Here is a 24,589-nt window from a genome sequence, read left to right as displayed (position 1 = left end):
GCTCGAGCCGCCGGTCACGGCCGGGAGCGAGCCAGCAGGAAGATGAAGTACGGCGCGCCGATGAGCGCGACGACGAGACCGGCCGGGACCTGGGCGGGGCTAATCGCGGTGCGCCCGATGGTGTCGGCGACCACGAGGAGCAATGCTCCGACCAGGATGGCGACCGGGACGACCCGCGCGCTCCGGGCGCCGACCAGCGCCCGGGCGATGTGTGGAGCGACCAGACCCACGAAGCCGACGACACCGACTGCGGAGACAGCCATCGCGGTGAGCACCGCGGCGGTCAGCAGGATGAGCAGCCGGACCCGCTCCGAGGGCACCCCGACCAGGCGTGGGGTGTCCTCGTCCAGCGTGAGCAGGTCGAGCTCGCGACGTACGACGAACGCGATCGGGATCGCGAGCGCCAGCGCGACCGCGACCGGGACGACCTGCTCCCAGCTGCGACCGTAGGTCGAGCCGGAGAGCCAGGTGTAGATGCGTGGCGTGTCCCACGGGTTGGAGCGCACCAGCAGGAACGTGCTGAGCGAGACCGACCCGTACCAGACGCCGATCCCGATGAGCACGAGTCGGTCGGTGTCGATCCCGTGCCGCCAGGCCAGTCCGTAGACCAGGCCGAAGGCGACCAACGATCCGATGGTCGCGGCGATGAGCATGGTGGTCGTCGAGGCGGCGGCCGACGAGCCGCCGCTCCAGCCTGCGGACAGACCGGTCACCACGATCACGGCGCCCACTCCAGCGCCGCCGGTGATGCCGAGGATCCCCGGCTCGGCCAGTGGGTTGCGACACGTGGCCTGGACGAAGCTGCCGGCGAGGGCGAGGGCACCTCCGGCGAGGACGGCGGCGGCGACCCGCGGCGCCCGCTCGTCGAGGGCGAACCGGACCAGCGGGATGCCGTCGCCCTGCAGCCAGGCGATGATGTCGCCGGTGTAGAGCCACTGATGACCGGCCAGCAGGCCGACGACGGTGGCGCCGACGGTCAGAGCGAGCAGCAGGACGAGCACGACGAGGAACCGGAGCCGGCTCCGGACCGTGACGTTGGCGCCCGGTGGCCGACGGGTGGGACCCGAGTCGCGCCCGCCACGGGCGAGAAGGACCATCACGACCGCACCGGCGATCGTCGTGGTCACCCCGGTCGGCACGGACATGGCCTCGTCGGCGCCCAGCGCGGCGCGTACGACGACATCGGCGACGACCACGACGAGGGCGCCCATGAGGCCGGCCGCCGGCAACAGCACGGCATGCCGGTTCAGGGTCGGGACGAACCGGCCGAGCAGGCGCACCAGGACCGGCGCACAGAGACCGACGAAGCCGATCGGTCCGGCCAGGGTCACTGCTGCCGAGGTGAGCAGCACCGCGAGGATCGTCCCGAGCGCCCGGGTGGAGCGAACCGGGACGCCGAGCACCGAGGCGGCGTCGTCACCTGCGGAGAGCAGGTCGAGGCGGCGTGCCAGCAGCAGTCCGGCGACGGTCGCGACGACCACCACCGGGGCGACCTGCCAGAACGCCTGCAGTCCGAGCTGGCTCAGCGACCCGCTGCCCCAGGCGAACAGGCTGGTGGTCTCCTCGGCGTAGAGGATGAGCAGCGTCGACGTAGCGGCCTGGAGGGCGAGTGCGACCGCGGATCCGGCCAGGATGAGCCGGGTCGTCGACGTGCCCGCGCCACCGGCGAGTGCGAGGACGACGGCTGCCGCCACGAGGCCGCCGAGGAACGCGGTGATGCCCGAGGCCCACAGCGGGACCGACAGGCCGAGCGCGGCGACCAGGGTCACCGCGAAGTAGGCACCGCCGGTCACCGCGAGGGTGTCAGGTGCCGCCATCGCGTTGCGGGCGAGCGACTGCAGGAGCGCCCCGGCGACGCCGAGCGCGAACCCGACGGCGATGCCCGCGGCCAGGCGCGGGATCCGAGACCCGGTGATGATGTCCAGCGTCGACGCGGTCGCGCTGTGAGCCTGCTCGCGCCCGAGCAGCGCGTCCAGGAAGTCGGCGGGGCCGACTCCCGAGGTGCCCTGGGTGAGATGCCAGCAGGCGGTCAGCAGCAGCCCGGCGAGCAGGCACAGGAGGACGACAGAGGCACCTCCGACACCTGCTCGCGGGGCTTTGGCGACATCGGTCACTTGGTGAGCAGGTCTACGTACGCGTCGAGCACCTGCTCGGCAGAACGGGGACCACCGAAGGTCCAGATCCCTGCAGGGAAGGCGTGGTCGCGACCTTCGCTCACCGCGGGGATCGACGTCCAGACCTTGTTCTTGGCGAGCTCGGCGTTGACGTCACCGGCGGGATCGACGGTGCCGGTGTGGAAGAAGGTGGCCTCGCCGAGGGTGGTCATGCCCTCGATGTCGGTCTGCCCGAGACCGTACGCAGGGTCGACCTTGCCGGTCCAGGCGTTCTTCAGCCCGATCTCCTCGCCGAGCTCACCGACCAGCGAACCCTGGCCGAAGGGGCGGATCGCGACGTTGGCGCCGTCGACCCAGCCGTCGTAGTAGACGAACTCGGTCCCGGCGGCGTCGGCGTCCGCGACCGCCTTCTTCGACGCGGCCAGCTTGTCCTCGAACTCGCCGACGACCTTCTCCGCCTGCTCCTCGCGCCCGGTCGCCTCGGCGATCAGCTCGAAGGTGGTCACCATGTTGGCGACCGGGTCCTTGGCGTCGGCGCCCTTGGTGGCCAGGACCGGGACGTCGTACTTCGCGAGCTGCTTGAGGATCTCGTCCTCGGCGGTGTAGGCCTCGACCACGATCAGGTCGGGGTTCGTGCCGAAGAGGGTCTCCAGGTTCGGCTCGCCCCGGGTGCCGACCTCGGTGGCGCTCTCGGGGAGCTCCTCGGCGGAGTCCCAGGTGCGGAAGCCCTTGCCGTCGGCGACCGCGACCGGGTCGACGCAGAGGCTGAGGAGATCCTCGGTCTGCTGCCACTCGAGCACCGCGACCCGCTCGGCGGGCTTGTCGAGCTCGACCTTGTTGCCGAAGGAGTCGGTCAGGCTGACCGGCCCGGTGGAGGTCGCGACGCCCTCGCAGCCGGCCGAGGTCTTCTTCTCGGAGTCACCGGAGTCGGCTGCGGTCGTGGTCTGTCCGCAGGCCGCCAGCATCAGGGCGCCGGCTGCCGTCAGGGCAGCAGTCGTCGTACGTCGAAACATCGTCTTTCCTCTTCGTGTCCGCCGGCGTCAGAGCCGGGCGTGATGCCTGCCGCGTGGCTCGACCCGGACGCGCCCGGTCTCCAGATCGGAGGTCACCTCGATCGGGAGCCCGTACACCTCGGAGAGGTGTTCGGCGGTGAGCACGTCAGCGGGTTCGCCGGCGGCGTGCACAACGCCGTGGTGCAGCAGTACGACCTGGTCCGCCACTGCGGCGGTCTGGTTCAGGTCGTGCAGGACGACGCCGATGGCCGTCCCGTGGTGGTCCGCGAGATCGCGGACCAGGTCAAGGATCTCGACCTGATAGCGCAGGTCGAGATGGTTCGTGGGCTCGTCGAGGAGCAGTACGCCGGTGTCCTGGGCGAGGCAGCTGGCCAGCCACACGCGCTGCAGCTCGCCGCCGGAGAGCTGGTCGACCGCCCGGTCGGCCATCGCGGAGGTGCCGGTCAGCTCCATGGCCCGGTCGATGCTCTTCAGGTCATCCTCGGTCAGCGCGGCGAAGCGCCTCCGATGGGGGTGGCGCCCGAATCCGACGACGTCGCGGACGGTCAGCCCCGAGGGGTGCGGACGCGACTGGGAGAGCAGTGTGACCTTGCGCGCGAACGCCCGCGCGCTCAGCGGCGCGCTGTCGTCGCCCTCGATCTGGACCGCCCCGGACGTGATCCGGTGCAGCCGGGCCAGGGACCGCAGCACCGTCGACTTCCCCGAGCCGTTCGGTCCGATCAGCGCGGTGACGCGTCCCGCCTCGAGGCCGATCGAGACGCCATGGACCACGGTGGCACGGGCGTAGCCGAGGACGAGGTCATGACCGGACAGAGCAGAGGGCATGAGGTGAGGCTAGCCTAACTAAATCCGGGGCTGTCTAGAGGGTCCCGTCAATCGATCGGCTAAATCTGCGACCGGCGACACCCTTCACCGGGAACCGGTTCGCGTCCCGGGCCGCCGGATTCCTAGACTGTCGCTTAGAGATCGCGCAGGTAGGGGCGCCGGCGCGTAGCAGGTGGCCCTACCTGCGCGATCTCTCAACACTCGATGCGACGAAAGCCAGTGATGTCCGGTCCCAACACCGACTATGACCCGGTAGAGGTCACACCCCTGAAGGCTGAGGAGGTCGAGGCCGCGCGCGATGCTGCGCTGAAGGCCATCGACGCCGCGACCAGTCTCGAGGAGCTCAAGCAGACACGGCTCGACCACGCGGGCGACCGCTCGCCGCTGGCCCTGGCCAACCGCGAGATCGGCGCGCTGCCCCCGGCCGCGCGCAAGGAGGCCGGCCAGCGCGTCGGCAAGGCCCGTGGCGCGGTCAACCAGGCGCTCGCGGCACGGCAGAAGGTGCTCGAGGCCGAGCACGAGGCACGGATGCTGGTCGAGGAGACCGTCGACGTGACGCTCCCGACCGATCGGGTCCCGGCAGGCGGGCGGCACCCGCTCACCACCGGTGCCGAATACATCGCCGACATCTTCGTGGCGATGGGCTGGGAGGTCGCCGAGGGTCCGCTCATCGAGGCCGAGTGGCTCAACTTCGACGCGCTCAACCTCGGCCCGGACCACCCTGCGCGCACGATGCAGGACACCTTCTGGACCGAGCCGGCCGAGAACCACGTGGTGCTCCGGACCCACACCAGCCCCGTCCAGGCGCGGACGATGCTGACCCGCGAGGCACCGATCTACGTGGTGTGCCCGGGCCGGGTCTTCCGCACGGATGAATACGACGCGACCCACTCGCCGATGTTCCACCAGGTCGAGGGGCTCGCCATCGACGAGGGCATCTCGATGGCGAACCTGAAGGGCACCCTGGACCACTTCGCCACCCAGATGTTCGGCGAGGGCATCGTGACCCGGTTCCGGCCGTCCTACTTCCCCTTCACCGAGCCTTCGGCCGAGGTCGACCTGACCTGCTTCGTCTGCCGGGGCGCCCAGGTCATCGATGGCGTCACGTGCCGTACGTGCAAGGGCGAGGGCTGGATCGAGTGGGGCGGCTGCGGGATCGTGAACCCGCGCGTCCTGGTCGCCTGCGGCGTCGACCCGGAGCGCTACTCCGGCTTCGCCTTCGGGATGGGCATCGACCGCACCTTGATGTTCCGCACCGGCCTGTCCGACCTGCGCACCCTGTTCGAGGGTGACGTCCGGCTTACTACTGCTTTCGGGAGTGAACTGTGAAGGCCCCCCTCTCCTGGATCAAGGAGTACGTCTCGCTGCCGGAGGATCTCGGCGTCGAGGAGATCACCGACCGGCTGACCGCGCTCGGCCTCAAGCTGGAGGCGATCGAGACCTCTGGTGCGGGCATCGAGGGCCCGCTCGTGGTGGGCCAGGTGCTCACCGCGGAGAAGGAGCCGCAGAAGAACGGCAAGGTCATCAACTGGTGCTCCGTCGACGTCGGTGACGCCAACGGCACCGGTGAGCCGCAGGGCATCGTCTGCGGCGCGCACAACTTCGTGCCCGGCGACAAGGTCGTCGTGATCCTGCCGGGTGGCGTGCTGCCCGGGAACTTCCAGATCTCGGCGCGCAAGACCTACGGCCACATGAGCGCCGGGATGATCTGCTCCGCCAAGGAGCTCGGGCTGGGGGAGGAGGCCGACGGCATCATCGTGCTGCCGGCCGACGCGCCCGCGCCCGGCACCGACGCCCGGGAGGTGCTCGGGCTCGGTGAGGAGATCATCGAGTTCGAGATCAACCCGGACCGTGCCTACGCGCTGTCGATGCGCGGCATCGCGCGCGACGCGGCGCTCGGCTTCGACGTACCATTCCACGACCCGGCGCAGCGGGACACGCCGGTGGCCAACGACACCGGCTATCCGGTCCGGATCGAGGACACCGACGGGTGCGACTACTTCGTCGCGCGCACCGTCACCGGCTTCGACCCCACCGCTCCGACGCCCGACTTCATCAAGAAGCGGCTCGAGGCCGTCGGCGTGCGCTCGATCTCCCTGGCTGTCGACATCACCAACTACGTGATGTTCGAGCTCGGCCAGCCGATCCACGCCTACGACCGTGCCAAGCTGCAGGGTCCGATCGTCGTCCGGCGCGCGAACGCGGGGGAGAAGCTCGAGACCCTCGACGGGACCGTCCGCGCCCTCGACCCCGAGGACCTGGTCGTCTGCGACGACTCCGGGCCGATCGGCCTGGGCGGGGTGATGGGTGGTGCCTCGACCGAGGTCTCCGAGTCCACCACCGACGTGCTGGTCGAGGTGGCTCACTGGGAGCCGCGCTCGATGTTCCGGACCGGGCGTCGCCACAAGCTGACCTCCGAGGCCGGCAAGCGCAACGAGCGCGGCACCGATCGGCTGCTGCCGCCGGTCTCGGCCCAGCGCGTGGTCGAGCTGCTCGTGGAACACGGCGGCGGCGTCGTCGAGGAGGGCGTGACCGAGGTCGGCCCGACGTCCTCGCCGCAGACACGTGCGCCGCTCACCGAGATCACCATCGCCACCGACCTGCCGGCACGGATCATCGGCATCGACATTCCCGTCGAGACGGTCGTGAAGTCGTTGGAGCTGGTCGGTTGCCAGGTGAGTGTCTCGGGTGACTCGCTGACCGCGAAGGCCCCGACCTACCGGACCGACCTGGTCGACCCCTACGACCTGGTCGAAGAGGTCGCCCGCATCGTCGGCTACGACAAGGTCCCCTCGGTGCTGCCGCGCCGTGCGACCGGCCGTGGCCTGACCCGTGCCCAGCAGCTGCGCCGCCGGATCGGACGGACGCTGGCCGGTGCCGGGCTGGTGGAGGTCGTCGACTTCCCCTTCGTGGGCGAGGCCGACTTCGATCGGCTCGGACTGGCCGCCGACGACGTCCGTCGCCACACCGTCAAGCTGGCCAACCCGCTCAGCAGCGAGGAGCCGGGCTACACCACCACGCTCCTCCCGGGGCTCCTGAAGGTGGCTGCCCGCAACGTCTCCCGAGGTCAGGACGGGGTCGCCCTGTTCGAGACCGCGACCGTCGCCTTCCCGGTGGACCAGGCTGCGCCGATCTACGGCGTCGACCGCCGTCCGACCGAGGAGGAGCTGGACAAGCTCCTCGCCGCGATCCCGCGCCAGCCGCTGCACCTCGCCGTCGTCCTCGCCGGGGAGCGTACGCGGGGTGGCTGGTGGGGCTCCGCCGAGACCGCCTCGTGGTCCGACGCCATCGACGTCGTACGCCGCCTGGGCACCGAGCTCGGTGTTCCGGTCGAGGTCGCCTCCGCGTCGCGGGCGCCGTGGCACCCGGGTCGCTGTGCGGTCGTCTCCGTCGACGGGGTCGAGTTCGGCCACGCCGGCGAGCTGCACCCCAACGTGTGCAAGGCGTTCGGGCTGCCTGCCCGTTCGGCTGCAGTCGAGATCGACCTCGACTTCCTGATCTCGAAGGTGCCCGCCACCGCCGCCGGTCCGGTCTTCTCGACCATGCCGATCGCGAAGGAGGACGTCGCGCTGATCGTGTCGACCGACGTCACCGTCGCGGCCGTCGAGGCGGCCCTGCGCGAGGGGGCCGGCGAGCTGCTGGAGACGGTGCGGCTCTTCGACGTCTACGAGGGCGACCAGGTGGGCGAGGGCAAGAAGTCGCTCGCCTTCGCGCTCCGGTTCCGTGCTTCTGACCGCACGCTGAAGGCCGAGGAGACCGCGGCCGCCCGCGATGCCGCGGTCGCGCGGGCAGCCGAGCTCACCGGCGCCGTCCAGCGCTGAGAAGCTGATCGGACAGGGGAGGTCCGCTCGCTGCGCGCGAGCGGACCTCCCCTTGCTGCGTACGGACTAGTTGCGCTCACGCAGTCCCATCCGCCGGGCCAGCGGCTCGGCCAGCTGGGGCGCATACTGGCGCGACATGTGGGTGCCGTCGTAGTGGGTGATCGTGTCGCCGACGACGGCCGGGCAGGAGCCGTCCCAGCAGAAGTAGGAGCCCATGTCGACGGCATCGACCCCGGCATCCTCGGCCGCCTCGACCTGGACGTCGATCGCGGTCTCTCGTGACTCGACCGGTTTCATCAGGCAGTCGCCCAGGGTCGCGCCGGGCCGGGAGAGGCAGGTGCCGGCGTTGGCGTCGAAGCCCTGGATGTCGCGGATCAGCACCGTACGCTTCGTGTGCCTGTCCACCCGGTCGAGGAAGTCGGTGTAGGCGGGACGCATCAGCTCGTTGATCTCGTCCTTGTCGCCGACCCAGCTCTCGTCCTCGTCGAAGACGCCCTTGATCGGGGGAGCGGTCGAGACGACGGTCAGGTCGGCGTCGAGCCGCTTGTACTGCGAGAAGGCCCAGCGGTTGAAGTCGTCGCACTCGGTGTAGGGGTCCTGCTCGTCGGTGCCGCGATCGGTGGTGATCGAGGCGGAGACGCAGCGGTTCTTCACCAGGAAGTACGTCCGGAAGTCGTGCGCTTTCGCGATCCGATTCAGCGTCGGGACCCAGTGGAGCGCATGGGAGTTGCCGAAGACCACCATGGTCTTCGTGCCCTTCGGGTCACCGTCGACGCACAGGTCACGCTCGGTGTCGTCGGTGTAGTCGCACCTGGTTCGGCCCGGTTTGAGGGAGTCGAGGTCGGTGAGGGCCGGGCGGAGCTCGGTCGGGATCGGCGCGTCCTCGCGGGCGGCGATCACCGAGGCGCGCACCAGCGCCTCCTGGTCGTCGAGCGACGGGTCGGCGGCGGGCGCGTCGGCCACACTGACCGCAGGCTCGAAGGAGCCTCGGGTGGCCTCGAAGTCGGCATACGCCCGGCCGCCGAACGCGGTGGTCGCGATCAGCGCGATGCTGACCGGATAGAAGGTCAGCGCACGCCAGGTAGGGCGCCAGAAGGTGCCTTCACGGAATGGAGCCTCGACGAACCGGAACGAGACGTACGCCAGGACGAACGCGGCCGCCACCGCCACGCTCCGCTCGGGCCAGGTCAGGTCGCGCTGGAGGACGATCTCGGGCATCACCAGGAGCGGCCAGTGCCACAGGTAGAGCGAGAACGACCAGTCGCCGATCGCCCGCATCGGCGGCACCGACAGCAGGCGGGCGCCGATGGTGTTCTCGCCCGCGGGTACGGCCCCAGCCAGAAGGACGGCCGCAGAACCGAGCACCGGAAGCGCCGCCTGGTAGCCGGGGAACGGCGTGGACTCGTCGTAGAGGAGGCAGGCGGCGAGGATCGCGGCGAGACCGGCCAGGACGAGGGACTCGCGCACCATGGGTGCCCCGTCGAGCCGTCTCAGCACGCGTCCGCTGGTGACCAGGACCGCCAGGGCTGCGCCGATGCCGAGCTCCCAGGCCCGGGTGAGCGAGGAGAAGTAGGCCGCAGTTGCGTCGGCCGGAGTGTGGACCACCGACCAGATGAGGCTGGCGAGAGTGATCAGAGCGAGCGCGGCGAGCAGGAGGTGGCGGGCCCGCACGTAGCCCTGTGCGCCGTCGGCGGCACCGGACCCGGCTCCCCGGGCGGCGCCGATCCGGCCGGCCATCACGACGCAGATCAGCGCGACCAGCGGCCAGACCAGATAGAACTGCTCCTCCACCGCCAGCGACCAGAAGTGCTGGACCGGTGAGGGTGGCAGCTCCGCCTGGAAGTAGTCGGTCCCGGCGACCGCCATCCGGATGTTGGCGGCGAACGCGGAGGCCCAGACTGCGTCGAGAGTCAGTGGAGTCACCTGAGCCGGCCCCAGCAGGATCACCGCCGCGACCACGGTGACCGCGAGGGTGAGCGTGGCGGCCGGGAGGATACGCCGGGCCCGACGGGCATAGAAGCGCCTCAGCGAGATCCGGCCCGTGCGTGCCATCTCTCCGACGAGCTGCTGGGTGATGAGGAACCCGGAGATGACGAAGAAGACGTCGACCCCGACGTAGCCCCCGGTGAACCAGGAGACTCCCGCATGGGCGGCGAGGACGGTGAGGATGGCGACGGCGCGAAGCCCCTGGACGTCGCCGCGTAACCGCTTCGCGGGGGCGTCAGGAGGAGCAGTGGACACAGAGGTGGGGACCGAGATGTCAGAAGACATAGACATGCGAGGCTAGCAACCTCGACCGGGATGCCCGGGCCCCCACGGGGTATCAGCCTCTGCCCAGCAGACCCAGGACGACGTCGATCTCCTCGGCGGTGGTCTGCCACGAGGTCACGAACCGGACCTGCCCGTCGAGGCGATGGAAGAGCACTCCGGCGGCCTCCAGACGGTCGGCTGTCTCCTCGGGCAGATCGACCCAGGCGAGGTTGGCGTCGACGGAGTTGGTGATGCGTACGCCTGCCGTGCGGAGGCCCGTGGCCAGGTCGGCCATCCGCTCGTTGGCGTTGCGGGCGTTGTGGAGCCACAGGTCGTCGGTTAGGTAGGCCAGCAGCTGGGCCGACTGATAACGCATCTTCGAGGTGACGTGACCGCTGCGCTTGGTGCGGTAGACCAGCTCGTCCGCAGGAGCGTCGGTGAAGCAGACGATCGCCTCGGCGGAGAGGGCGCCGTTCTTGGTGGCGCCCAGGGAGAGCACGTCGACGCCCGCTCGCCAGGTGAGGTCGGCCGGCGCCGCGCCGGTGGCCACGACGGCGTTCGCGAACCGGGCACCGTCCAGGTGCACCCGCAGGTCGCGGGTCTTGGCGATCGCGGTGAGCTCGGCGACCTCCGCCACGGAGTAGACCGTGCCGTAGTCGGACGGTGAGGTCAGCGAGAGGACGGCCGGCTGGGAGTGGTGCGGGTCGCCCCAACGTACGCCGTCCAGGTGGGCCTGGAGAGCGTCCGCGGCCATCTTGTAGCCATCGCCCGCGATGCCGGTCATCACCGCGCCGCCGCTCAGGAACGAGGTCGCGCCGCCCTCGCTGCCCAGGATGTGGGCGGTCTCGTGGCAGACCACCGAACCCCACGGCGGGGTCAGTGCAGAGAGTGAGAGCGCGTTGGCGGCGGTGCCGCTCAGGACCGGGAAGACCCGGGCGGTGGGGTGCTCGAAGACCTCGCGGACACGGTTCTCGAGCGCCGCGGTCACCTCGTCACCCCCGTAGGCGAGGGCGGAGCCGGAGTTGACGGCGGCCATCGCCTCCAGGATCGCGGGAGAGACGGAGGCGGCGTTGTCAGAGCGCAGTTCGACGGTCACGCACCCATTGTTGCGTGTCGCCGTGCGTAAGCCTCGATCCCGTCGAGGAGCAGGCCGAAGCCGAGCTCGAAGAGCTCGTCGATGTCCATGTCGTAGCCGTCGGCGAGCAGGGCGGACGGGCCGAAGAGCCGGGCCATGTGGGGGAAGGCGCTCCGGAAGGAGTCGTTGCCGAAGTGAGGTACGTACTGGCGGTCGGTCCACTCCTCGGCCGAGACCCCGGTCAGGGACATCGCCTCGTCCTCGCGCTCGATGTTGGCGGCCAGGGCGGCGACATGGTTGAAGAGCAGCACGTGCACGTCGAACTGGGTCTTCGGTGGCAGCCCGAGGCCTTCGAGGGCGCCGAGCAGGCGGTCGCCGAAGCGGAGCAGGTGGGGGAGCATCATCGGGCGGGTCAGCGGCTGGGTGCGACCCAGCCACGGGTGGTCGCGGTGGAGTCGCCACAGCTCGCGGCCGAGCGACTCGGCGCGCTCGCGCCAGGGTGCGTCGGAGTCGAGCGCGAACCGCGAGGAGGCGTAGACCGAGTCGGCCATCGCGGCGACCAAGGCGTCCTTGCCCTCGACGAAGCGGTAGAGGGACATCGGAGCCACGCCGCAGCGCCCGGCCACCGCGCGCATGGAGACCGCGTCCAGGCCCTCGGTGTCGGCGATCGCCACCGCCTCGGCGAGGACCCGATGGCGGGTGAGCGCCCCGGTGTCAGGGTTGCGCGAGATGTGCTCGCGCGGCGCCACCACGGTGCCCGAGCGCGGGCGGGTGATCACCAGCCCCTCGGCGCGCAGCACGTCCAGCGCCTTTGTCGCGGTCGCGAGCGCGACCCCGAACTCCTGGGCGAGCTGGCGCGTCGAGGGCATCTTGCCGCCCGGTGCGATCTCGGCGGTGTCGATGCGCCGGGTGAGCTCGGCGGCGATGCGGACGTAAGTCGGTTCGGTCGAGCCTGCCACGGGGGTCCTCCTCGGTCTCTGTTCTAGCACAGATCCTAGTAGGGGGGTCACTGTTCTAGTCCAGATGATTAAAGTATTGCCAGGTCAAAGGCACAATCGCTACGGTTCCGACAACTGCTTGTACAGCGTATCGGAAGGAACCATCATGACCACCGTCCTCATCTCCGGCTCCAGCATCGCCGGCACCGCGCTCGCCTTCTGGCTCCGCGAGCAGGGCCTGACGCCTGTCGTCGTCGAGCGCGCTCCCGCGCTGCGCCGAGGTGGGCAGGCCGTCGACGTACGTGGCGCTGCCCTCACCGTCCTGCGCCGCATGGGGCTCGAAGCCCCGGCTCGGACGATGAAGAACGAGTCCCTCGGCATGAACGTGCTCGACGCCGAGGGCAACGAGCTGATGCGCTCGGAGGACTTCGCGCTCTCCTCCGGGCAGCTCGACTCCGAGGACATCGAGATCCTCCGGGAGGACCTCGTCGACCTCGTTCATGCGCGTCTCGAGGGCGTCGAGTTCCTCTTCGGCGACTCGATCGCGGCGATCCACGAGGATGCCGCCGGCGTCCTGGTCGAGTTCGAGCACGCCGACCCGCGCCGCTTCGACCTCGTGGTCGGTGCCGACGGTCTGCACTCCAACACCCGCCGCCTCGTCTTCGGCCCGGAGTCCGACTACATCCACCATCTGGGCACGTACCTGTCGGTGTTCAGCCAGGAGAACTTCCTCGGCATGGACCGCTGGCAGACCTGGATCAACGACGGCACCGACGGCGGCGCGGTGATGACCGTGCGCGACAACGAGGAGCTCCGGGTCTTCCTCGGCTTCGCCTCCGGTCCGATCGACTACGACTACCGCGACGTCGAGGCACAGAAGCGCCTCGTCGCCGACCATCTCGCGGGGCTCGGCTGGGAGGTGCCCAACCTCATCGAGCGGATGTGGACCGCCGACGACTTCTACTTCGACTCGATGGCTCAGATCAGGATGGAGTCCTGGTCGCGAGGCCGCACCGTCCTCCTCGGCGACGCCGCCCACTGTGCCGCGCCGCTCTCGGGTCAGGGCACGAGCCTCGCCCTCGTCGGGGCCTATGTGCTGGCGCTCGAGCTGGGACGTACGGCGGACCACGTCGAAGCCTTCGCCGCCTACGAGAGGCGGATGCGCCCGTTCGTCGAGGCCAACCAGGAGCTGGCGCTCATCGACCGCCGCACGGTCGACCCGGACGAGTCGACGCGCCGCCTCGATGCCGTCAAGAGCCTGATCGAGCTCGATGCGGTCGGCGCGATAGCGGTGTAACACGTTGTTCGGGGCACTACTCGCCCTATCTAATAGGGCGAGTAGTGCTCCGAACGACGTGTTACCGCGGATGACGCGCCATCGCGAGCGCACGCGATATATCGCTATGACAGAATGGCCGCTGTGACGACGCTGAGTGTGCTGGACGAGGTCACCTGGGGTGGTGAGCCGGTCGCGGGTGAGCGCACCCGGGCGCTGCTGCGCGCGCTGGTGGACGCCGGGCCACGTGGTGCCTCAGAGGCTGCTCTGGTCGAGGAGATCTGGGGACGTGACGACATCCCGGCCAATCCCGCCAAGGCGCTCCAGGTGGTCGTCTCCCGGGCCCGGACAGCGACCGACGCCGGGGCGATCGAACGTACGCCGCGGGGCTATCGCCTGGGGCTGCCGGCCGCTGAGGTCGATGCGTGGTCGCTGCGGCCGGAGGCGCTTCGGCTGGCGGCGGAGAAGAGGTACGCCGAGGCGCTCCCGCTCCTCGAGCGGCTCGACCGGCTCGATCCCGACGAGGAGGTCACCGAGGCGCTGCTGCGGGCGATCGCCGCGGTGCAGGGGGTGCCGGCCGCGCTGGAGCGATTCGAGGCCTACCGTGCCGGACTTGCCGACGGGCTCGGGGTCGACCCGAGCCCGCGGCTGCGGGCGGTCCATACCGAGCTGCTCGCCCGGGACCGGCCGGTGCGGTCCGGCCTGCGCTACGACGCCGACATGCTGATCGGCCGCGAGCCGGACGCCGCCGAGGTGTCCGCGCTGCTGAAGAGCTCACGGGTCGTCACGATCCTCGGTCCCGGTGGGCTGGGGAAGACCAGCCTGGCCCAGGTCATCGCCCATCGTGCCGAGCAGCCGGTGGTCCACTTCGTCGAGCTGGTCGGCGTGACTGCTCCGGAGGACCTGGTCAGCGAGGTCGGCTCGGCCCTCGGCGTACGTGACTCCGTCGCTCAGCGCGACCGCCTGACTCCGGAGCAACGCGCCGACGTGCGGTCGCGGATCGCGCAGCAGCTCGACGGCGCCCCGACGCTGCTCGTGCTCGACAACTGCGAGCACATCGTCTCCGCGGTCGCCGACCTGGTCGCCTTCCTGGTCGCGGCGGTGCGTGACCTCACCGTGCTGACGACCTCCCGCAGCCCCCTGGCGATCGGCGCCGAGCGTGTCTACCCGCTCGGCCGGCTCGGGACCTACGACGGTCGGGAGCTGTTCCGGCGCCGCGCGGTCGGCGCCCGCCCCGACGTTCACCTCGACGAGGCTCGGGTCGACGAGATCGTCACCCGTCTCGACGGTCTGCCGCTGGCGATCGAGCTGGCCGCGGTGAAGGTGCGGGCCATGTCGGTCGAGGACATCGCCCGCCGGCTCGAGAACCGCTTCGAGCTGCTCCGCGGCGGCGTACGCAACGCTCCTGACCGCCACCAGACGCTGGTCGCGGTGATCGACTGGTCCTGGAACCTCCTCGCCGAGCGCGAACGGCGGGCGATGCGCTGGCTCTCGATCTTCCATGACGGATTCACCCTCGCCGCAGCGGAGGCGATGCTCGGAGGCGACGCGTTCGCCGCGATCGAGGAGCTGGTCGACCAGTCGTTGCTGACGGTCCTCGACGGTCGTGGTGGCGTCCGCTACCGGATGCTCGAGACGGTGCGCGAGTTCGGTCGTATGCACCTGATCGACGCCGGCGAGGATCGCCTGGCTCGTGCTGCTCAGCGCGAGTGGGCCGCTGCCTACGCGGACGCGAGCGCGGCCCGGATCCACTCGCGGGACCAGTTCGAGGCGATGGACGAGATCCGTGCCGAGGAGAGCAACCTGGCCGACATCCTGCGTCAGGCTCTCAGCGACGGTGAGGCCGAGTCCGTGGTGCGGCTGTTCTGCGCGATGGGAGTCTTCTGGACCATCGCGGGTGAGCACCAGCGGGTGCTCACCCTCGCGGGCGCGGTCACCGACGTGCTCGAGGCGTGGCGGCCTCCGCCCGAGGCGCGGGAGAAGGTCCGGCTGGTGCTGGCGCTGCTCCTCTTCGGGGCGGCTGTCACCGGCGGGTCCGACCTGGAGCGGCTGCGTACGATCCTGGACCGTGTCGGCGCCGATGCCGACGACCCGCGACTGGACGTGATGCTCAAGGTCCTGACGGCGATGGCGGGTGGCTTCGTCACCGCCGGTCCGGGGGAGCCCCGCTCGTCGCTGGACGGGGTGCTGACGGAGCTGGTCGCCGATGCGAACCTCGACGTCCGTGCGCTCGCCTTCACCTTCCTCAGTCACGAGCGCGAGAACAACGGCGACCCCGACGGGGCAATCGCCGCGGGCACGGAGGCGCTGCGGCTGACCGGCGCCGACGACGGGCCGTGGACGCGGGCGATGCTGCACGCCCAGCTCAGTGGTCTCTACGCTCAGCTCGGCCGTCTCGGAGAGGCTGCCGAGCATGCTCGCGAGGCCGTCCCGGTCCTGCGGCGCCTGGGGGCCGAGGACGACCTGGTCCAGACGCGCACGATCCTGGCGACGTACGCGGTGGAGCAGGGCCGCCTCGAGGAGGCCGCCGCGTTGCTCGCTGAGCTCGCCGAGGAGCCCCCGCGTGGCGGCCTCGGCTCACGGGGCGCCGTCCACGGCGCCCGCGCGGAGCTGCTCCTGGCCCAAGGCCGGATCGACGAGGGGCTGGCGCTGCTCCGTGAGGTCGTGGCGACGATGGGTGAGCTCCCGTTCCCCGGTCTGGTCGTCGACCCCGACCTGGTGCCCTGGCGGGTCAGCGCCGAGGCCGTCACCCTGGTCGCCTGTGCCCGCCACGGGAAGGGCGAGGACGGCGCCGACCTCTTCGACGTCCTGCGGAGCAAGGCTCCGCGCCTGCTCAGCGCGGAGCGACACAACCCGGACCTGCCCGTGATCGGCATGCTGCTGCTGGCGCTGGGGGTCTGGGGGCTGCTGCGTGGCGCACTCCCGCACGAGGAGTCGGTGCGGCTGCTGGTCCTCGCCGACCGGTTCGGCTACTCCCGCTCGTTCCTGGATATGCGCTGGGAGCGTGCTGTCGCCGACGCCGATCACGCCGCGCCCGGGCTGCTCGAACGCATCTCGCAGGAGTACGGCGAACGCCGCGGGCTCGCCCTCCTGGGCGAGGCCCGCGGCGTGATCGCGCGGATGACCTGAGGTCAGGAGACCGTGGTCTCTCAGAGCTTCTTGCTGTAGGTCCACACCGAGAGCGGCGCGAAGATCGCGACGATCGCGGAGCAGCCGACGATGGCCCAGACGACGCTCATGGTGACGTCGCCGGCGTTCATCAGGTCGCGGGTGGCGTTGATGACCAGCGTGACCGGGTTGATCTCGACGAAGGCCTGCAGCCAGCCCGGCATCGTGTCCTTGGGCACGAACGCGGGGGAGAGGAAGGTCAGCGGGAACATGATCATCATCCCGATCCCCTGGACGCCCCCGGCGGACTTCATGATCGTGCCGAGCCAGGTGAAGATCCAGCTCAGCGACCAGCCGGCGAAGATGGTGAGCGCCCAGCCGGCGAGGACCCCGGCGACCCCTCCGCCGGGCCGGTAGCCCATGGCGAGGCCGACAGCGATGGTCAGGGTCGCAGCGATCCCGTAGCGGAGCAGGTCGGCGACCGCCGGTCCGGCCAGCGGGGCGATCCGGGCGATCGGCAGCGCCTTGAACCTGTCGAAGACGCCCTTGTCCATGTCCTCACGCAGCTGGGTGCCCCGCGCCATCGAGGCGGTGAGCGCGGTCTGAGCGAGGATGCCGGTGATCACCGTGGGGAGGTAGGCCTTCACGTCGCCGGAGATCGCGCCACCGAAGATGTAGGCGAACATCGCCGTGAACAGCAGCGGCTGCAGGGTGACGTCGAAGAACTGCTCCGGGTTGCGCATCATCTTGATGTACGCCCGGCGGGCCATGGTCAGCGTCTGGCTGACCGTCTCGCCGATGCTCGGGTGGGTCTTGAGCGGGCGGTCGGCCACGGCGTACGTGGAGATCAGTGCAGCCATCTCAGGCCACCTCCTGGGTGCGGAAGTCGGTGTGCTCGGGTTCGTGGGTGTCCTCGGCGCTCTCGGTGCCGTGGCCGGTCAGGGCGAGGAAGACCTCGTCGAGCGTCGGCTGCTGCACGTTGGCGGTCGTGATGGAGATGTCGGCGTGCCGCAGGCCGATGAGCACGTCCGCGGCCCGGTCGGCATCGGCCAGCGGCACGTTGATGCCGCCTGACTCAGGGGTCAGCACCGGGTGCTCGCCGGTCACCTTCTCGACCACAGCGGCGGCCGCCGAGACCTGCGTGCGGTCGCTCAGGCGCAGGTGCAGCGTGGAGCTGCCGACGGAGGTCTTGAGCTGCTCGGAGGTGCCTTCGGCGACCTTGACGCCACGGTCGATGACCGCGATCCGGTCGGCGAGCTGGTCGGCCTCGTCGAGGTATTGCGTGGTGAGCAGGACGGTCGAGCCGCCGGCCACCAGCGTACGGATGGTGTCCCACATCTGGCCGCGGGTGCGGGGGTCCAGACCGGTGGTGGGCTCGTCGAGGAAGATCAGCGGCGGGCGGGAGAGGAGCGAGGCGGCCAGGTCGAGCCGACGGCGCATACCGCCGGAGAACTTCGAGATCTGCCGCTTGGCCGCCTCCTGGAGGCCGAAGGACTCCAGCAGCTCCTCGGACGCGGCGCGGGCGGCCTTGCCGGACATGCCGAGGAGACGGCCGAAGAGGACCAGGTTCTCGGTGGCGGTGAGGTTCTCGTCGACCGACGCGTACTGCCCGGTCACGCCGACGAGCTGGCGGACCTGGTGCGGCTGCGTCCTGACGTCGACGCCGAAGATCTCCGCCTTGCCGGCGTCGATGGTCAGCAGGGTGGCGAGCATCTTGAGGGTCGTGGTCTTGCCGGCGCCGTTGGGGCCGAGGACGCCGAAGACCTCGCCGCGGCGGATCTCGAGGTCGATCCCGTCCACCGCGGTGAAGTCGCCGAAGGTCTTGACCAGACCTGAGGCCGAGACGGCCAGTTCGGAGGAAGTTGTCATGCTCCTACGGTGGGGGACGCCGGTTTCAGCCCGCCTTCACCGCGGTTTCACGATCTCCGGGACGGTTTCAGCGGACGGTTTCAGCGGGCGGCGTCCAGGCGGGCGAGGACCTCGTCGAGGTCCTCGCCGACCACCAGCGACTCGGCGGGGGAGCCGTGCAGGAAGCCCGCGGCGGCGATGCGCTCCATCATCTCCACGAGCGGGTCCCAGAAGCCGTCGATGTTGAGCAGCCCGACCGGCTTGCCGTGCAGCGACAGGGTCTGCCAGGTCCACACCTCGAAGAGCTCCTCGAGGGTGCCGATCCCACCGGGGAGCGCGAGGAAGGCGTCGGCACGCTCGGCCATCATCGCCTTGCGCTCGTGCATCGTGTCGACCACGACCGTCTGCATGCCCGGCGCGCCTTCGACGCGACCCCACTCGCGTTCGACCATGAACCGTGGGATCACGCCGAAGACCTTGCCGTTGCCGTCGATCGCACCTTGGGAGATCTGGCTCATCAGGCCACCGCCGCCCGCGCCGTAGACCAGCTCGATGCCGCGTTCGGCGAGACCTCTGCCGACCTCGTAGGTCCTCTCCGCGAGCGCCGGGTCGTTGCCGTCGCGAGAGCCGAGGAAGACCGCCAGGTGCTTGATCATGGCATGACGCTAGTCGTTGGTGATCGGTTGGTTCGTCAACGCGCGGAATTCGGCATAGACATCCTGATCGCCGGTGATGCGGATGTCCTCGTCGTCGCGGCGACGCCACAGCCACGCGTCCAGGTCGCCGGCGGCGCCTTCGATGATCACGTCCGGCTCGGTGCCGGCTGGGACCTCGTCGTGGGAGATGACGTACAGGTCGGGCTCGTTCTCCAGGTGGTCGCCATTGGGGCGGGTGCCGGAGAGGAGGCCGAGCTGGACCCAGATCCGAGTGTCAGTGTCGACGGCGTCGACGCGGACGAAGTGCTTGCCGCCGACGAAGCTCGACCACTCGGGCTTGCCGCCATACATGATGTCGAGGACCTCGTCGACCCCGTCTGCGGCCAGCTTGGGGTCGAGCGGTGTCACCGTGCCGGCGGTGAGTTCGGCATCGAGACGGTGGATCAGGATCTCATGGGCCTGTCGGCGGAAGGTGAATCCGGCAGTCTGCTCCTTCGACCAGGTCCATGCGCGGTCGTCCGGCGGAGTCTGTTCGAGGGTCTTGACGAACCGAGTGTTCGTCTCATCGAAGAGGGCGAGCAGGTCCTCATAAGTGGCGTTCTGGGGGCGCTTCGGCTCGTCATAGGTTTCGTCGGACGGGGTTGCGGGCCGGGTTTCCACGACGTGCGTCCAGAAGTGCTGCACCTCGCCGGCGACGTGCCACAACAGGTCGGCGGCGGTCCACTCCGGGGCGGTCGGGACAGGGGCGGTGGGGTCGGTGTCGGCCAGGACGGCACGGAAGCGCGCCGACTCGGACCGGATGTGGTCGAGGTACGCGGCGGGGGTGAGACGGGTTGTCATGGAGCGAAGACTAAGCGCCGGCGTCTCATTCTCCGAACGGGTTTTGCAGGCGACATGCAGTGCAGCGTATGGTCATGCATATGACGAAGAAGCGCGTCGCCGTCGCCGGTGCCAGTGGATATGCCGGAGGTGAGCTGCTCAGGCTGTTGCTGGCCCACCCCGAGGTGGAGATCGGCGCCCTGACCGCCGCCTCCAGCGCGGGTAAGACCCTGGGGAGCCTCCAGCCCCATCTGCTCCCGCTCGCCGACCGAGTCCTGGAGCCCACCACCGCCGAGACCCTGGCCGGTCACGACGTCGTCTTCCTGGCGCTCCCGCACGGCGAGTCCGGACCGATCGCGGCCGGCCTGCCTGACGATGTGGTCGTGATCGACTGCGGCGCCGACTACCGGCTCGCCGACGCCGAGACGTGGACGAAGTTCTACGGCACCGACCACGCCGGCACCTGGCCCTACGGGCTTCCGGAGCTTCCCGGGCAACGGGCCGCGCTCGCCTCGGCGAGCCGGATCGCCGTGCCGGGCTGCTTCCCGACCGTCTCCACCCTGGCCCTCGCCCCGGCGGTCGAGGCCGGCATCGTCGAGCCCGAGGTCGTCGTGGTCGCCGCCACCGGCACCAGCGGCGCGGGGAAGTCGTCCAAGCCGCACCTGATCGGCGCCGAGGTCATGGGCAACGTGAGCGCCTACGGCGTCGGTGGCGTCCACCGACACACCCCTGAGATCGTCCAGAACCTCTCCGCGCTGGTCGACGGCGAGGTCTCGGTCTCCTTCACTCCGGTGCTGGTGCCGATGCCCCGCGGCATCCTGGCCACCTGCTCGGCCAAGCTCGCCGACGGTGTCACCGCGGCGGAAGCGCGCGCGGTCTACGAGAAGGCCTACGGCGAGGAGCCCTTCGTCCACCTGCTCCCGGAAGGCCAGTGGCCCCAGACGCAGGCTGTGCTCGGCTCCAACGCCGTCCACCTGCAGGTCACCGTCGACGAGGCCGCTGGGCGGCTGGTCGTCGTCGGTGCCGAGGACAACCTCGCCAAGGGCACCGCCGGGGGAGCGATCCAGTGCATGAACCTCGCGCTCGGCCTCGAGGAGACCACCGGTCTGAGCACGGTGGGAGTGGCTCCGTGAACGAGCGTCAGCGAGTGAACCTCAAGACCCTCACGCCGCCGCGCCCGTATCCTGGCGCCTGCGCTACGGGGGTGGCGGAGTGATCGACCTGGAGACCGTGGCCCACGAGCCCGGTCGCCCCGACCCCGCCAAGGCCCGCACCCTCGCCGGCGCGCTGCCGTGGCTGAAGGAATATCACGGCAAGATCGTCGTGGTGAAGTACGGCGGCAACGCCATGACCGACGACACCCTCAAACGTGCCTTCGCCGAGGACATCGCCTTCATGCGGTTCGCCGGCTTCAAGCCGGTCGTCGTGCACGGCGGCGGTCCCCAGATCTCGAGCATGCTCGACCGGCTCGGCATCGAGTCGGAGTTCCGCGGTGGGCTGAGGGTGACCACTCCGGAGGCCATGGACGTGGTCCGGATGGTCCTGGTCGGCCAGGTCCAGCGTGAGCTCGTCGGGCTGATCAACGAGCACGGCCCGCTGGCCGTCGGGCTCTCCGGCGAGGACGCCGGGCTCTTCACCGCCGAGCCGGCCAGCACCGTCGTCGACGGTGAAGAGGTCGACCTGGGTCAGGTCGGCGAGGTGGTCGACGTGCTTCCCGCGGCGGTCCTCGACATCATCGAGGCCGGCCGGATCCCGGTCGTCTCCAGCGTCGCGCCCGACGCCGACGGGGCCATCTACAACGTCAATGCCGACCGCGCCGCCTCGGCGCTGGCGGTCGCGCTGCAGGCCGAGAAGCTGCTCGTCCTGACGGACGTCGAGGGCCTCTACCTCGACTGGCCCGACCCCGAGGAGGTCATCGGCGAGATCAGCCCCGAGGCACTGGAGGGCATCCTGCCCGACCTGGCCAGCGGGATGATCCCGAAGATGAGCGCCTGCCTCGAGGCGGTCAAGGGCGGCGTCAAGCGCGCCACCGTCGTCGACGGCCGCGAGCAGCACGCCGTGCTGCTGGAGCTGTTCACCGCCGAGGGAGTCGGCACCCAGGTGCTCCCCGGCGTCACCACCAAGACCCGCAAGGCAAGGGAGCTGGACCGATGAGCACGACTGTGCCCGATTCTTGGGAGGAGCGCTACGCCGCCTCCCTGATGAACACCTTCGGTGCCCCCAAGCTGGTCCTCACCCGAGGCGAGGGCGCCCACGTCTGGGACGAGAACGGCAAGGAGTACGTCGACCTGCTGGCCGGCATCGCGGTCAACGCCCTGGGCCACGCGCACCCTGCGCTGGTCTCCGCGGTGACCTCCCAGATGGAGTCCCTCGGCCACATCTCCAACTTCTTCACCTCCCACCCGCAGGTCGAGCTGGCCGAGGCCCTGCTCGCCCGGCTTCCGGGCGGCGAGACCGGTCGGGTCTTCTTCACCAACTCCGGCACCGAGGCCAACGAGGCCGGCTTCAAGCTGACCCGGCGCACGGGACGCACGCACATCGTGGCTGCGCAGGGTGCCTTCCACGGCCGTTCGATGGGTGCCCTGGCGCTGACCGCCAAGGAGGCCTACCGGGCGCCGTTCGAGCCGTTGCCCGGCGAGGTCACCTTCGTCCCCTACGGCGACGCCTCCGCGCTGGCCGCGGCCGTGACCGACCAGACCGCGGCGATCATCCTCGAGCCCATCCAGGGCGAGGCCGGCGTCGTCGTCCCGCCCGCGGACTACCTGGCGGCCGCGCGGACCATCGCCGACGAGCACGGCGCGCTGCTGTGGCTCGACGAGGTCCAGTCCGGCCTGGGCCGCACCGGCCGCTGGTTCGCCCACGAGACCTCCGGCATCACCGCCGACATCGTCACCCTGGCCAAGGGCCTCGGCGGCGGTTTCCCGATCGGTGCCTGCATCGGTCTGGGCCGGGCGGCGATGCTCTTCGAGCCCGGCAATCACGGCACCACCTTCGGTGGCAACCCGGTCGCCTGCGCCGCGGGCCTCGCGGTGGTGAACACCATCGAGGCCGACGGGATCCTCGAGCACGTCACCGTGCTCGGTCAGAAGCTGCGCGACGGTCTGGCCGCCGACCCGCGCGTTGCGAGGGTCGACGGCGAAGGTCTGTTCATCGGCGTCGTTCTCGCCGGTCTCGGCTCGGCCGCCGTCGCTGCGGCTGCGCTGGAGGCGGGCTTCATCCTCAACAACGCCACCCCCGAGCGGATCCGGATCGTGCCGCCGCTCGTCCTCACCGAGGACGACGCCGAGAGCCTCCTGGCCGCGTGGCCCTCCATCCTCGACGCAGCCGAAGCGGCGGAGGGAGCGAAGTGACCAGACACTTCCTGCGTGACGACGACCTCACCCCGGCCGAGCAGGGCGTGGTGCTGGCGCTCGCGGCGGCGATGAAGCAGGACCCCTACGCCGCCAAGCCCCTCGCCGGTCCGGTGACCGTGGCCACGATCTACGACAAGCCGACGCTGCGCACCCAGGCCTCGTTCTCCTCCGGCATCGCCGAGCTCGGCGGCCACTCGATGCTCGTCGACGGCCGCCTCGCCGGGATCGGCGAGCGGGAGTCCGTCGCCGACGTCGCCCGGGTGCTGGGCCGGCAGGCGGGCGAGATCGTGTGGCGTACGTTCGCGCAGAGCGACATCGAGGAGATGGCCGCCCACTCGGGCGTCCCGGTCGTCAACGCGCTCACCGACGAGTTCCACCCCTGCCAGCTGCTCGCCGACCTGCAGACACTCCGGGAGCACAAGGGAGACCTGTCGGGCCTGACCGCGGCCTTCCTCGGTGACGCGGCCTGCAACATGGGCAACTCCTGGGCGCTGGCCGGGGCCACCGCCGGGATGCACGTCCGGTTCGGTGCACCGGAGGGCTACCTGCCCGACGCGGACGTGCTGGTCCGGGCCAAGGAGATCGCCGAGGAGACAGGCGGCTCCGTCACGGTGACCGCTGACCCGGTCGCGGCGGCAGCCGGGGCCGACGTACTCATCACCGACACCTGGGTCTCGATGGGCAAGGAGAGCGAGGCGGCCGCCCGGGTCGCCGTGTTCTCGCCCTACGCGCTCACCACCGAGCTGCTCGGCCACGCGGATCCCGACGCGGTCGTGCTCCACTGCCTGCCGGCCTACCGGGGCAAGGAGATCGAGGCCGAGGTGCTCGACGGTCCGCGGAGCCTGGTCTGGGACGAGGCGGAGAACCGGCGCCATGCCCAGAAGGCGATCCTCGCGTTCCTGTGGGAGCGACGATGACCGAGCATGCAGAGGTGACGCGATGACGACCAACGAGGCCCAGCGGCCCGCGACCAAAGGCGCGCGCCAGTCGCTGATCGTCGACATCATCTGGGGCAAGGAGATCCGGTCGCAGACCGAGCTCTCCGAGGCACTCTTCGCCCATGGGGTCAACGTCACCCAGGCGACCCTCTCGCGCGACCTGGACGAGCTCGACGCGGTCAAGGTGCGGGCGCCTTCCGGTGCGCTGGTCTACGCCGTGCCCGGGGAAGGCGGAGACCGCACCGCGGTCGCCCCGGGGGAGTCCGCGAGCGGACGCAGCAAGCTCGGACGACTCGCCCGTGAGCTGTTGGTGAGCGCCGACGGAAGTGCGAACCTGGTGGTGCTGCGTACGCCTGCGGGTGGCGCACAATACTTCGCCTCCGCTATCGACCGCGCCGAATATCCCGACATCCTCGGCACCATCGCCGGCGACGACACCGTGCTCGTCATCGGCCGCGAGCCCACGGGGGGCGCGGCGCTCGTCGAGCGCTTCCTCAGCCTCGCCGGCAAGACCCCCGCCGACAAGACCACAGACAATCAGTAGCTTTCAGAGCA

Annotated in this window: 19 protein-coding genes; 9 read left to right on the top strand and 10 right to left on the bottom strand. The window is 70.3% G+C overall.

The features are described from left to right. Positions 1 to 14 precede the first annotated feature (14 nt). Genes WBG06_RS25530 through WBG06_RS25520 form a run of 3 tightly spaced genes read right to left on the bottom strand, consistent with a single transcriptional unit; the run spans position 15 to position 3,952 of the window. The gene (locus tag WBG06_RS25530) at positions 15 to 2,114 is read right to left on the bottom strand and encodes an iron ABC transporter permease (protein ID WP_336740486.1); all 2,100 of its coding nucleotides are present in this window, start codon (positions 2,112 to 2,114) and stop codon (positions 15 to 17) included. Further along, positions 2,111 to 3,127, bottom strand: a complete 1,017-nt coding sequence (locus WBG06_RS25525) for an iron-siderophore ABC transporter substrate-binding protein (protein ID WP_336740484.1) — start codon at positions 3,125 to 3,127, stop codon at positions 2,111 to 2,113. The genes WBG06_RS25530 and WBG06_RS25525 overlap by 4 nt, the downstream gene beginning before the upstream one ends. A gap of 27 nt (positions 3,128 to 3,154) precedes the next feature. Continuing rightward, on the bottom strand, positions 3,155 to 3,952 hold the full coding sequence (locus WBG06_RS25520) for an ABC transporter ATP-binding protein (RefSeq protein ID WP_336740483.1): 798 nt from the start codon (positions 3,950 to 3,952) through the stop codon (positions 3,155 to 3,157). 222 nt (positions 3,953 to 4,174) lie between these two features. Between WBG06_RS25520 and pheS the strand changes: the two genes are divergently transcribed. Further along, positions 4,175 to 5,281 carry a phenylalanine--tRNA ligase subunit alpha gene (gene pheS / locus WBG06_RS25515; RefSeq protein WP_336740482.1) on the top strand — a complete coding sequence of 369 codons (1,107 nt, stop codon included), beginning with the start codon at positions 4,175 to 4,177 and terminating at the stop codon, positions 5,279 to 5,281. After that, positions 5,278 to 7,773, top strand: coding sequence for a phenylalanine--tRNA ligase subunit beta (gene pheT, locus WBG06_RS25510; protein ID WP_336740481.1), 2,496 nt, complete (start codon positions 5,278 to 5,280; stop codon positions 7,771 to 7,773). The genes pheS and pheT overlap by 4 nt, the downstream gene beginning before the upstream one ends. Positions 7,774 to 7,839: 66 nt before the next feature. Here the strand turns inward: pheT and WBG06_RS25505 are convergent, their stop codons facing one another. The 3 genes from WBG06_RS25505 to WBG06_RS25495 are packed head-to-tail and all read right to left on the bottom strand — an operon-like array spanning position 7,840 to position 12,057. Beyond that, positions 7,840 to 10,044, bottom strand: a complete 2,205-nt coding sequence (locus WBG06_RS25505) for an acyltransferase family protein (RefSeq protein WP_336740480.1) — start codon at positions 10,042 to 10,044, stop codon at positions 7,840 to 7,842. A gap of 52 nt (positions 10,045 to 10,096) precedes the next feature. Beyond that, positions 10,097 to 11,119 (bottom strand): threonine aldolase family protein, encoded by a 1,023-nt coding sequence (locus WBG06_RS25500; RefSeq protein WP_336740479.1) that lies wholly within the window; start codon positions 11,117 to 11,119, stop codon positions 10,097 to 10,099. Beyond that, entirely contained in the window at positions 11,116 to 12,057 is a 942-nt protein-coding gene (locus tag WBG06_RS25495; RefSeq protein WP_336740478.1) for a GntR family transcriptional regulator, read from the bottom strand. Before WBG06_RS25495 ends, WBG06_RS25500 begins: the two co-directional genes overlap by 4 nt. Before the next feature lie 145 nt (positions 12,058 to 12,202). Between WBG06_RS25495 and WBG06_RS25490 the strand changes: the two genes are divergently transcribed. Together WBG06_RS25490 and WBG06_RS25485 are read left to right on the top strand one after the other, a co-directional pair. Further along, on the top strand, positions 12,203 to 13,333 hold the full coding sequence (locus tag WBG06_RS25490; protein WP_336740477.1) for an FAD-dependent monooxygenase: 1,131 nt from the start codon (positions 12,203 to 12,205) through the stop codon (positions 13,331 to 13,333). 123 nt (positions 13,334 to 13,456) lie between these two features. Next, entirely contained in the window at positions 13,457 to 16,441 is a 2,985-nt protein-coding gene (locus WBG06_RS25485; RefSeq protein ID WP_336740475.1) for an ATP-binding protein, read from the top strand. A 20-nt stretch (positions 16,442 to 16,461) separates the two neighbouring features. On the opposite strand, the gene WBG06_RS25480 is transcribed toward WBG06_RS25485, so the two are convergent. From WBG06_RS25480 to WBG06_RS25465, 4 genes are all read right to left on the bottom strand, one after another. Further along, positions 16,462 to 17,280, bottom strand: coding sequence for an ABC transporter permease (locus WBG06_RS25480; protein ID WP_336740473.1), 819 nt, complete (start codon positions 17,278 to 17,280; stop codon positions 16,462 to 16,464). 1 nt (position 17,281) lies between these two features. Then, the gene (locus tag WBG06_RS25475) at positions 17,282 to 18,289 is read right to left on the bottom strand and encodes an ATP-binding cassette domain-containing protein (protein ID WP_336740471.1); all 1,008 of its coding nucleotides are present in this window, start codon (positions 18,287 to 18,289) and stop codon (positions 17,282 to 17,284) included. 80 nt (positions 18,290 to 18,369) lie between these two features. Continuing rightward, positions 18,370 to 18,924: a TIGR00730 family Rossman fold protein gene (locus tag WBG06_RS25470; protein WP_336740469.1), complete on the bottom strand. Its 555-nt coding sequence runs from the start codon at positions 18,922 to 18,924 to the stop codon at positions 18,370 to 18,372. 9 nt (positions 18,925 to 18,933) lie between these two features. Further along, positions 18,934 to 19,764, bottom strand: coding sequence for a maleylpyruvate isomerase N-terminal domain-containing protein (locus WBG06_RS25465; protein ID WP_336740467.1), 831 nt, complete (start codon positions 19,762 to 19,764; stop codon positions 18,934 to 18,936). Positions 19,765 to 19,838: 74 nt separating this feature from the next. Here WBG06_RS25465 and argC point away from each other — a divergent pair, with 74 nt between their 5' ends. The 5 genes from argC to WBG06_RS25440 all read left to right on the top strand — a co-directional run bounded on the left by argC (position 19,839) and on the right by WBG06_RS25440 (position 24,578). Then, complete coding sequence (gene argC / locus WBG06_RS25460) at positions 19,839 to 20,876, top strand: N-acetyl-gamma-glutamyl-phosphate reductase (RefSeq protein WP_442945509.1); 1,038 nt, start codon at positions 19,839 to 19,841, stop codon at positions 20,874 to 20,876. 79 nt (positions 20,877 to 20,955) lie between these two features. Then, positions 20,956 to 21,897 (top strand): acetylglutamate kinase, encoded by a 942-nt coding sequence (gene argB, locus WBG06_RS25455; RefSeq protein ID WP_442945508.1) that lies wholly within the window; start codon positions 20,956 to 20,958, stop codon positions 21,895 to 21,897. Beyond that, on the top strand, positions 21,894 to 23,093 hold the full coding sequence (locus WBG06_RS25450) for an acetylornithine transaminase (protein WP_336740463.1): 1,200 nt from the start codon (positions 21,894 to 21,896) through the stop codon (positions 23,091 to 23,093). The genes argB and WBG06_RS25450 overlap by 4 nt, the downstream gene beginning before the upstream one ends. Beyond that, positions 23,090 to 24,013 (top strand): ornithine carbamoyltransferase, encoded by a 924-nt coding sequence (gene argF, locus WBG06_RS25445; protein ID WP_336740461.1) that lies wholly within the window; start codon positions 23,090 to 23,092, stop codon positions 24,011 to 24,013. Before WBG06_RS25450 ends, argF begins: the two co-directional genes overlap by 4 nt. 22 nt (positions 24,014 to 24,035) lie before the next feature. Further along, on the top strand, positions 24,036 to 24,578 hold the full coding sequence (locus tag WBG06_RS25440; protein ID WP_336740459.1) for an arginine repressor: 543 nt from the start codon (positions 24,036 to 24,038) through the stop codon (positions 24,576 to 24,578). Positions 24,579 to 24,589: the final 11 nt, after the last annotated feature.

Origin of the sequence: Nocardioides sp. CCNWLW239 (assembly GCF_037137035.1) — a bacterium.
Lineage (GTDB): Bacteria > Actinomycetota > Actinomycetes > Propionibacteriales > Nocardioidaceae > Nocardioides.
This window is presented reverse-complemented; position numbering and strand designations above follow the sequence as displayed.

Bases quoted from the DNA above. Each gene is read 5' to 3' on its own strand.
- WBG06_RS25505 (WP_336740480.1), bottom strand. From the start codon at position 10,044: ATGTCTTCTGACATCTCGGTCCCCACCTCTGTGTCCACTGCTCCTCCT.
- WBG06_RS25480 (WP_336740473.1), bottom strand. From the start codon at position 17,280: ATGGCTGCACTGATCTCCACGTACGCCGTGGCCGACCGCCCGCTCAAG.
- WBG06_RS25520 (WP_336740483.1), bottom strand. From the start codon at position 3,952: ATGCCCTCTGCTCTGTCCGGTCATGACCTCGTCCTCGGCTACGCCCGT.
- WBG06_RS25465 (WP_336740467.1), bottom strand. From the start codon at position 19,764: ATGACAACCCGTCTCACCCCCGCCGCGTACCTCGACCACATCCGGTCC.
- WBG06_RS25450 (WP_336740463.1), top strand. From the start codon at position 21,894: ATGAGCACGACTGTGCCCGATTCTTGGGAGGAGCGCTACGCCGCCTCC.
- pheS (WP_336740482.1), top strand. From the start codon at position 4,175: ATGTCCGGTCCCAACACCGACTATGACCCGGTAGAGGTCACACCCCTG.
- WBG06_RS25440 (WP_336740459.1), top strand. From the start codon at position 24,036: ATGACGACCAACGAGGCCCAGCGGCCCGCGACCAAAGGCGCGCGCCAG.
- WBG06_RS25470 (WP_336740469.1), bottom strand. From the start codon at position 18,924: ATGATCAAGCACCTGGCGGTCTTCCTCGGCTCTCGCGACGGCAACGAC.
- WBG06_RS25490 (WP_336740477.1), top strand. From the start codon at position 12,203: ATGACCACCGTCCTCATCTCCGGCTCCAGCATCGCCGGCACCGCGCTC.
- argC (WP_442945509.1), top strand. From the start codon at position 19,839: ATGCATATGACGAAGAAGCGCGTCGCCGTCGCCGGTGCCAGTGGATAT.
- WBG06_RS25475 (WP_336740471.1), bottom strand. From the start codon at position 18,289: ATGACAACTTCCTCCGAACTGGCCGTCTCGGCCTCAGGTCTGGTCAAG.
- WBG06_RS25525 (WP_336740484.1), bottom strand. From the start codon at position 3,127: ATGTTTCGACGTACGACGACTGCTGCCCTGACGGCAGCCGGCGCCCTG.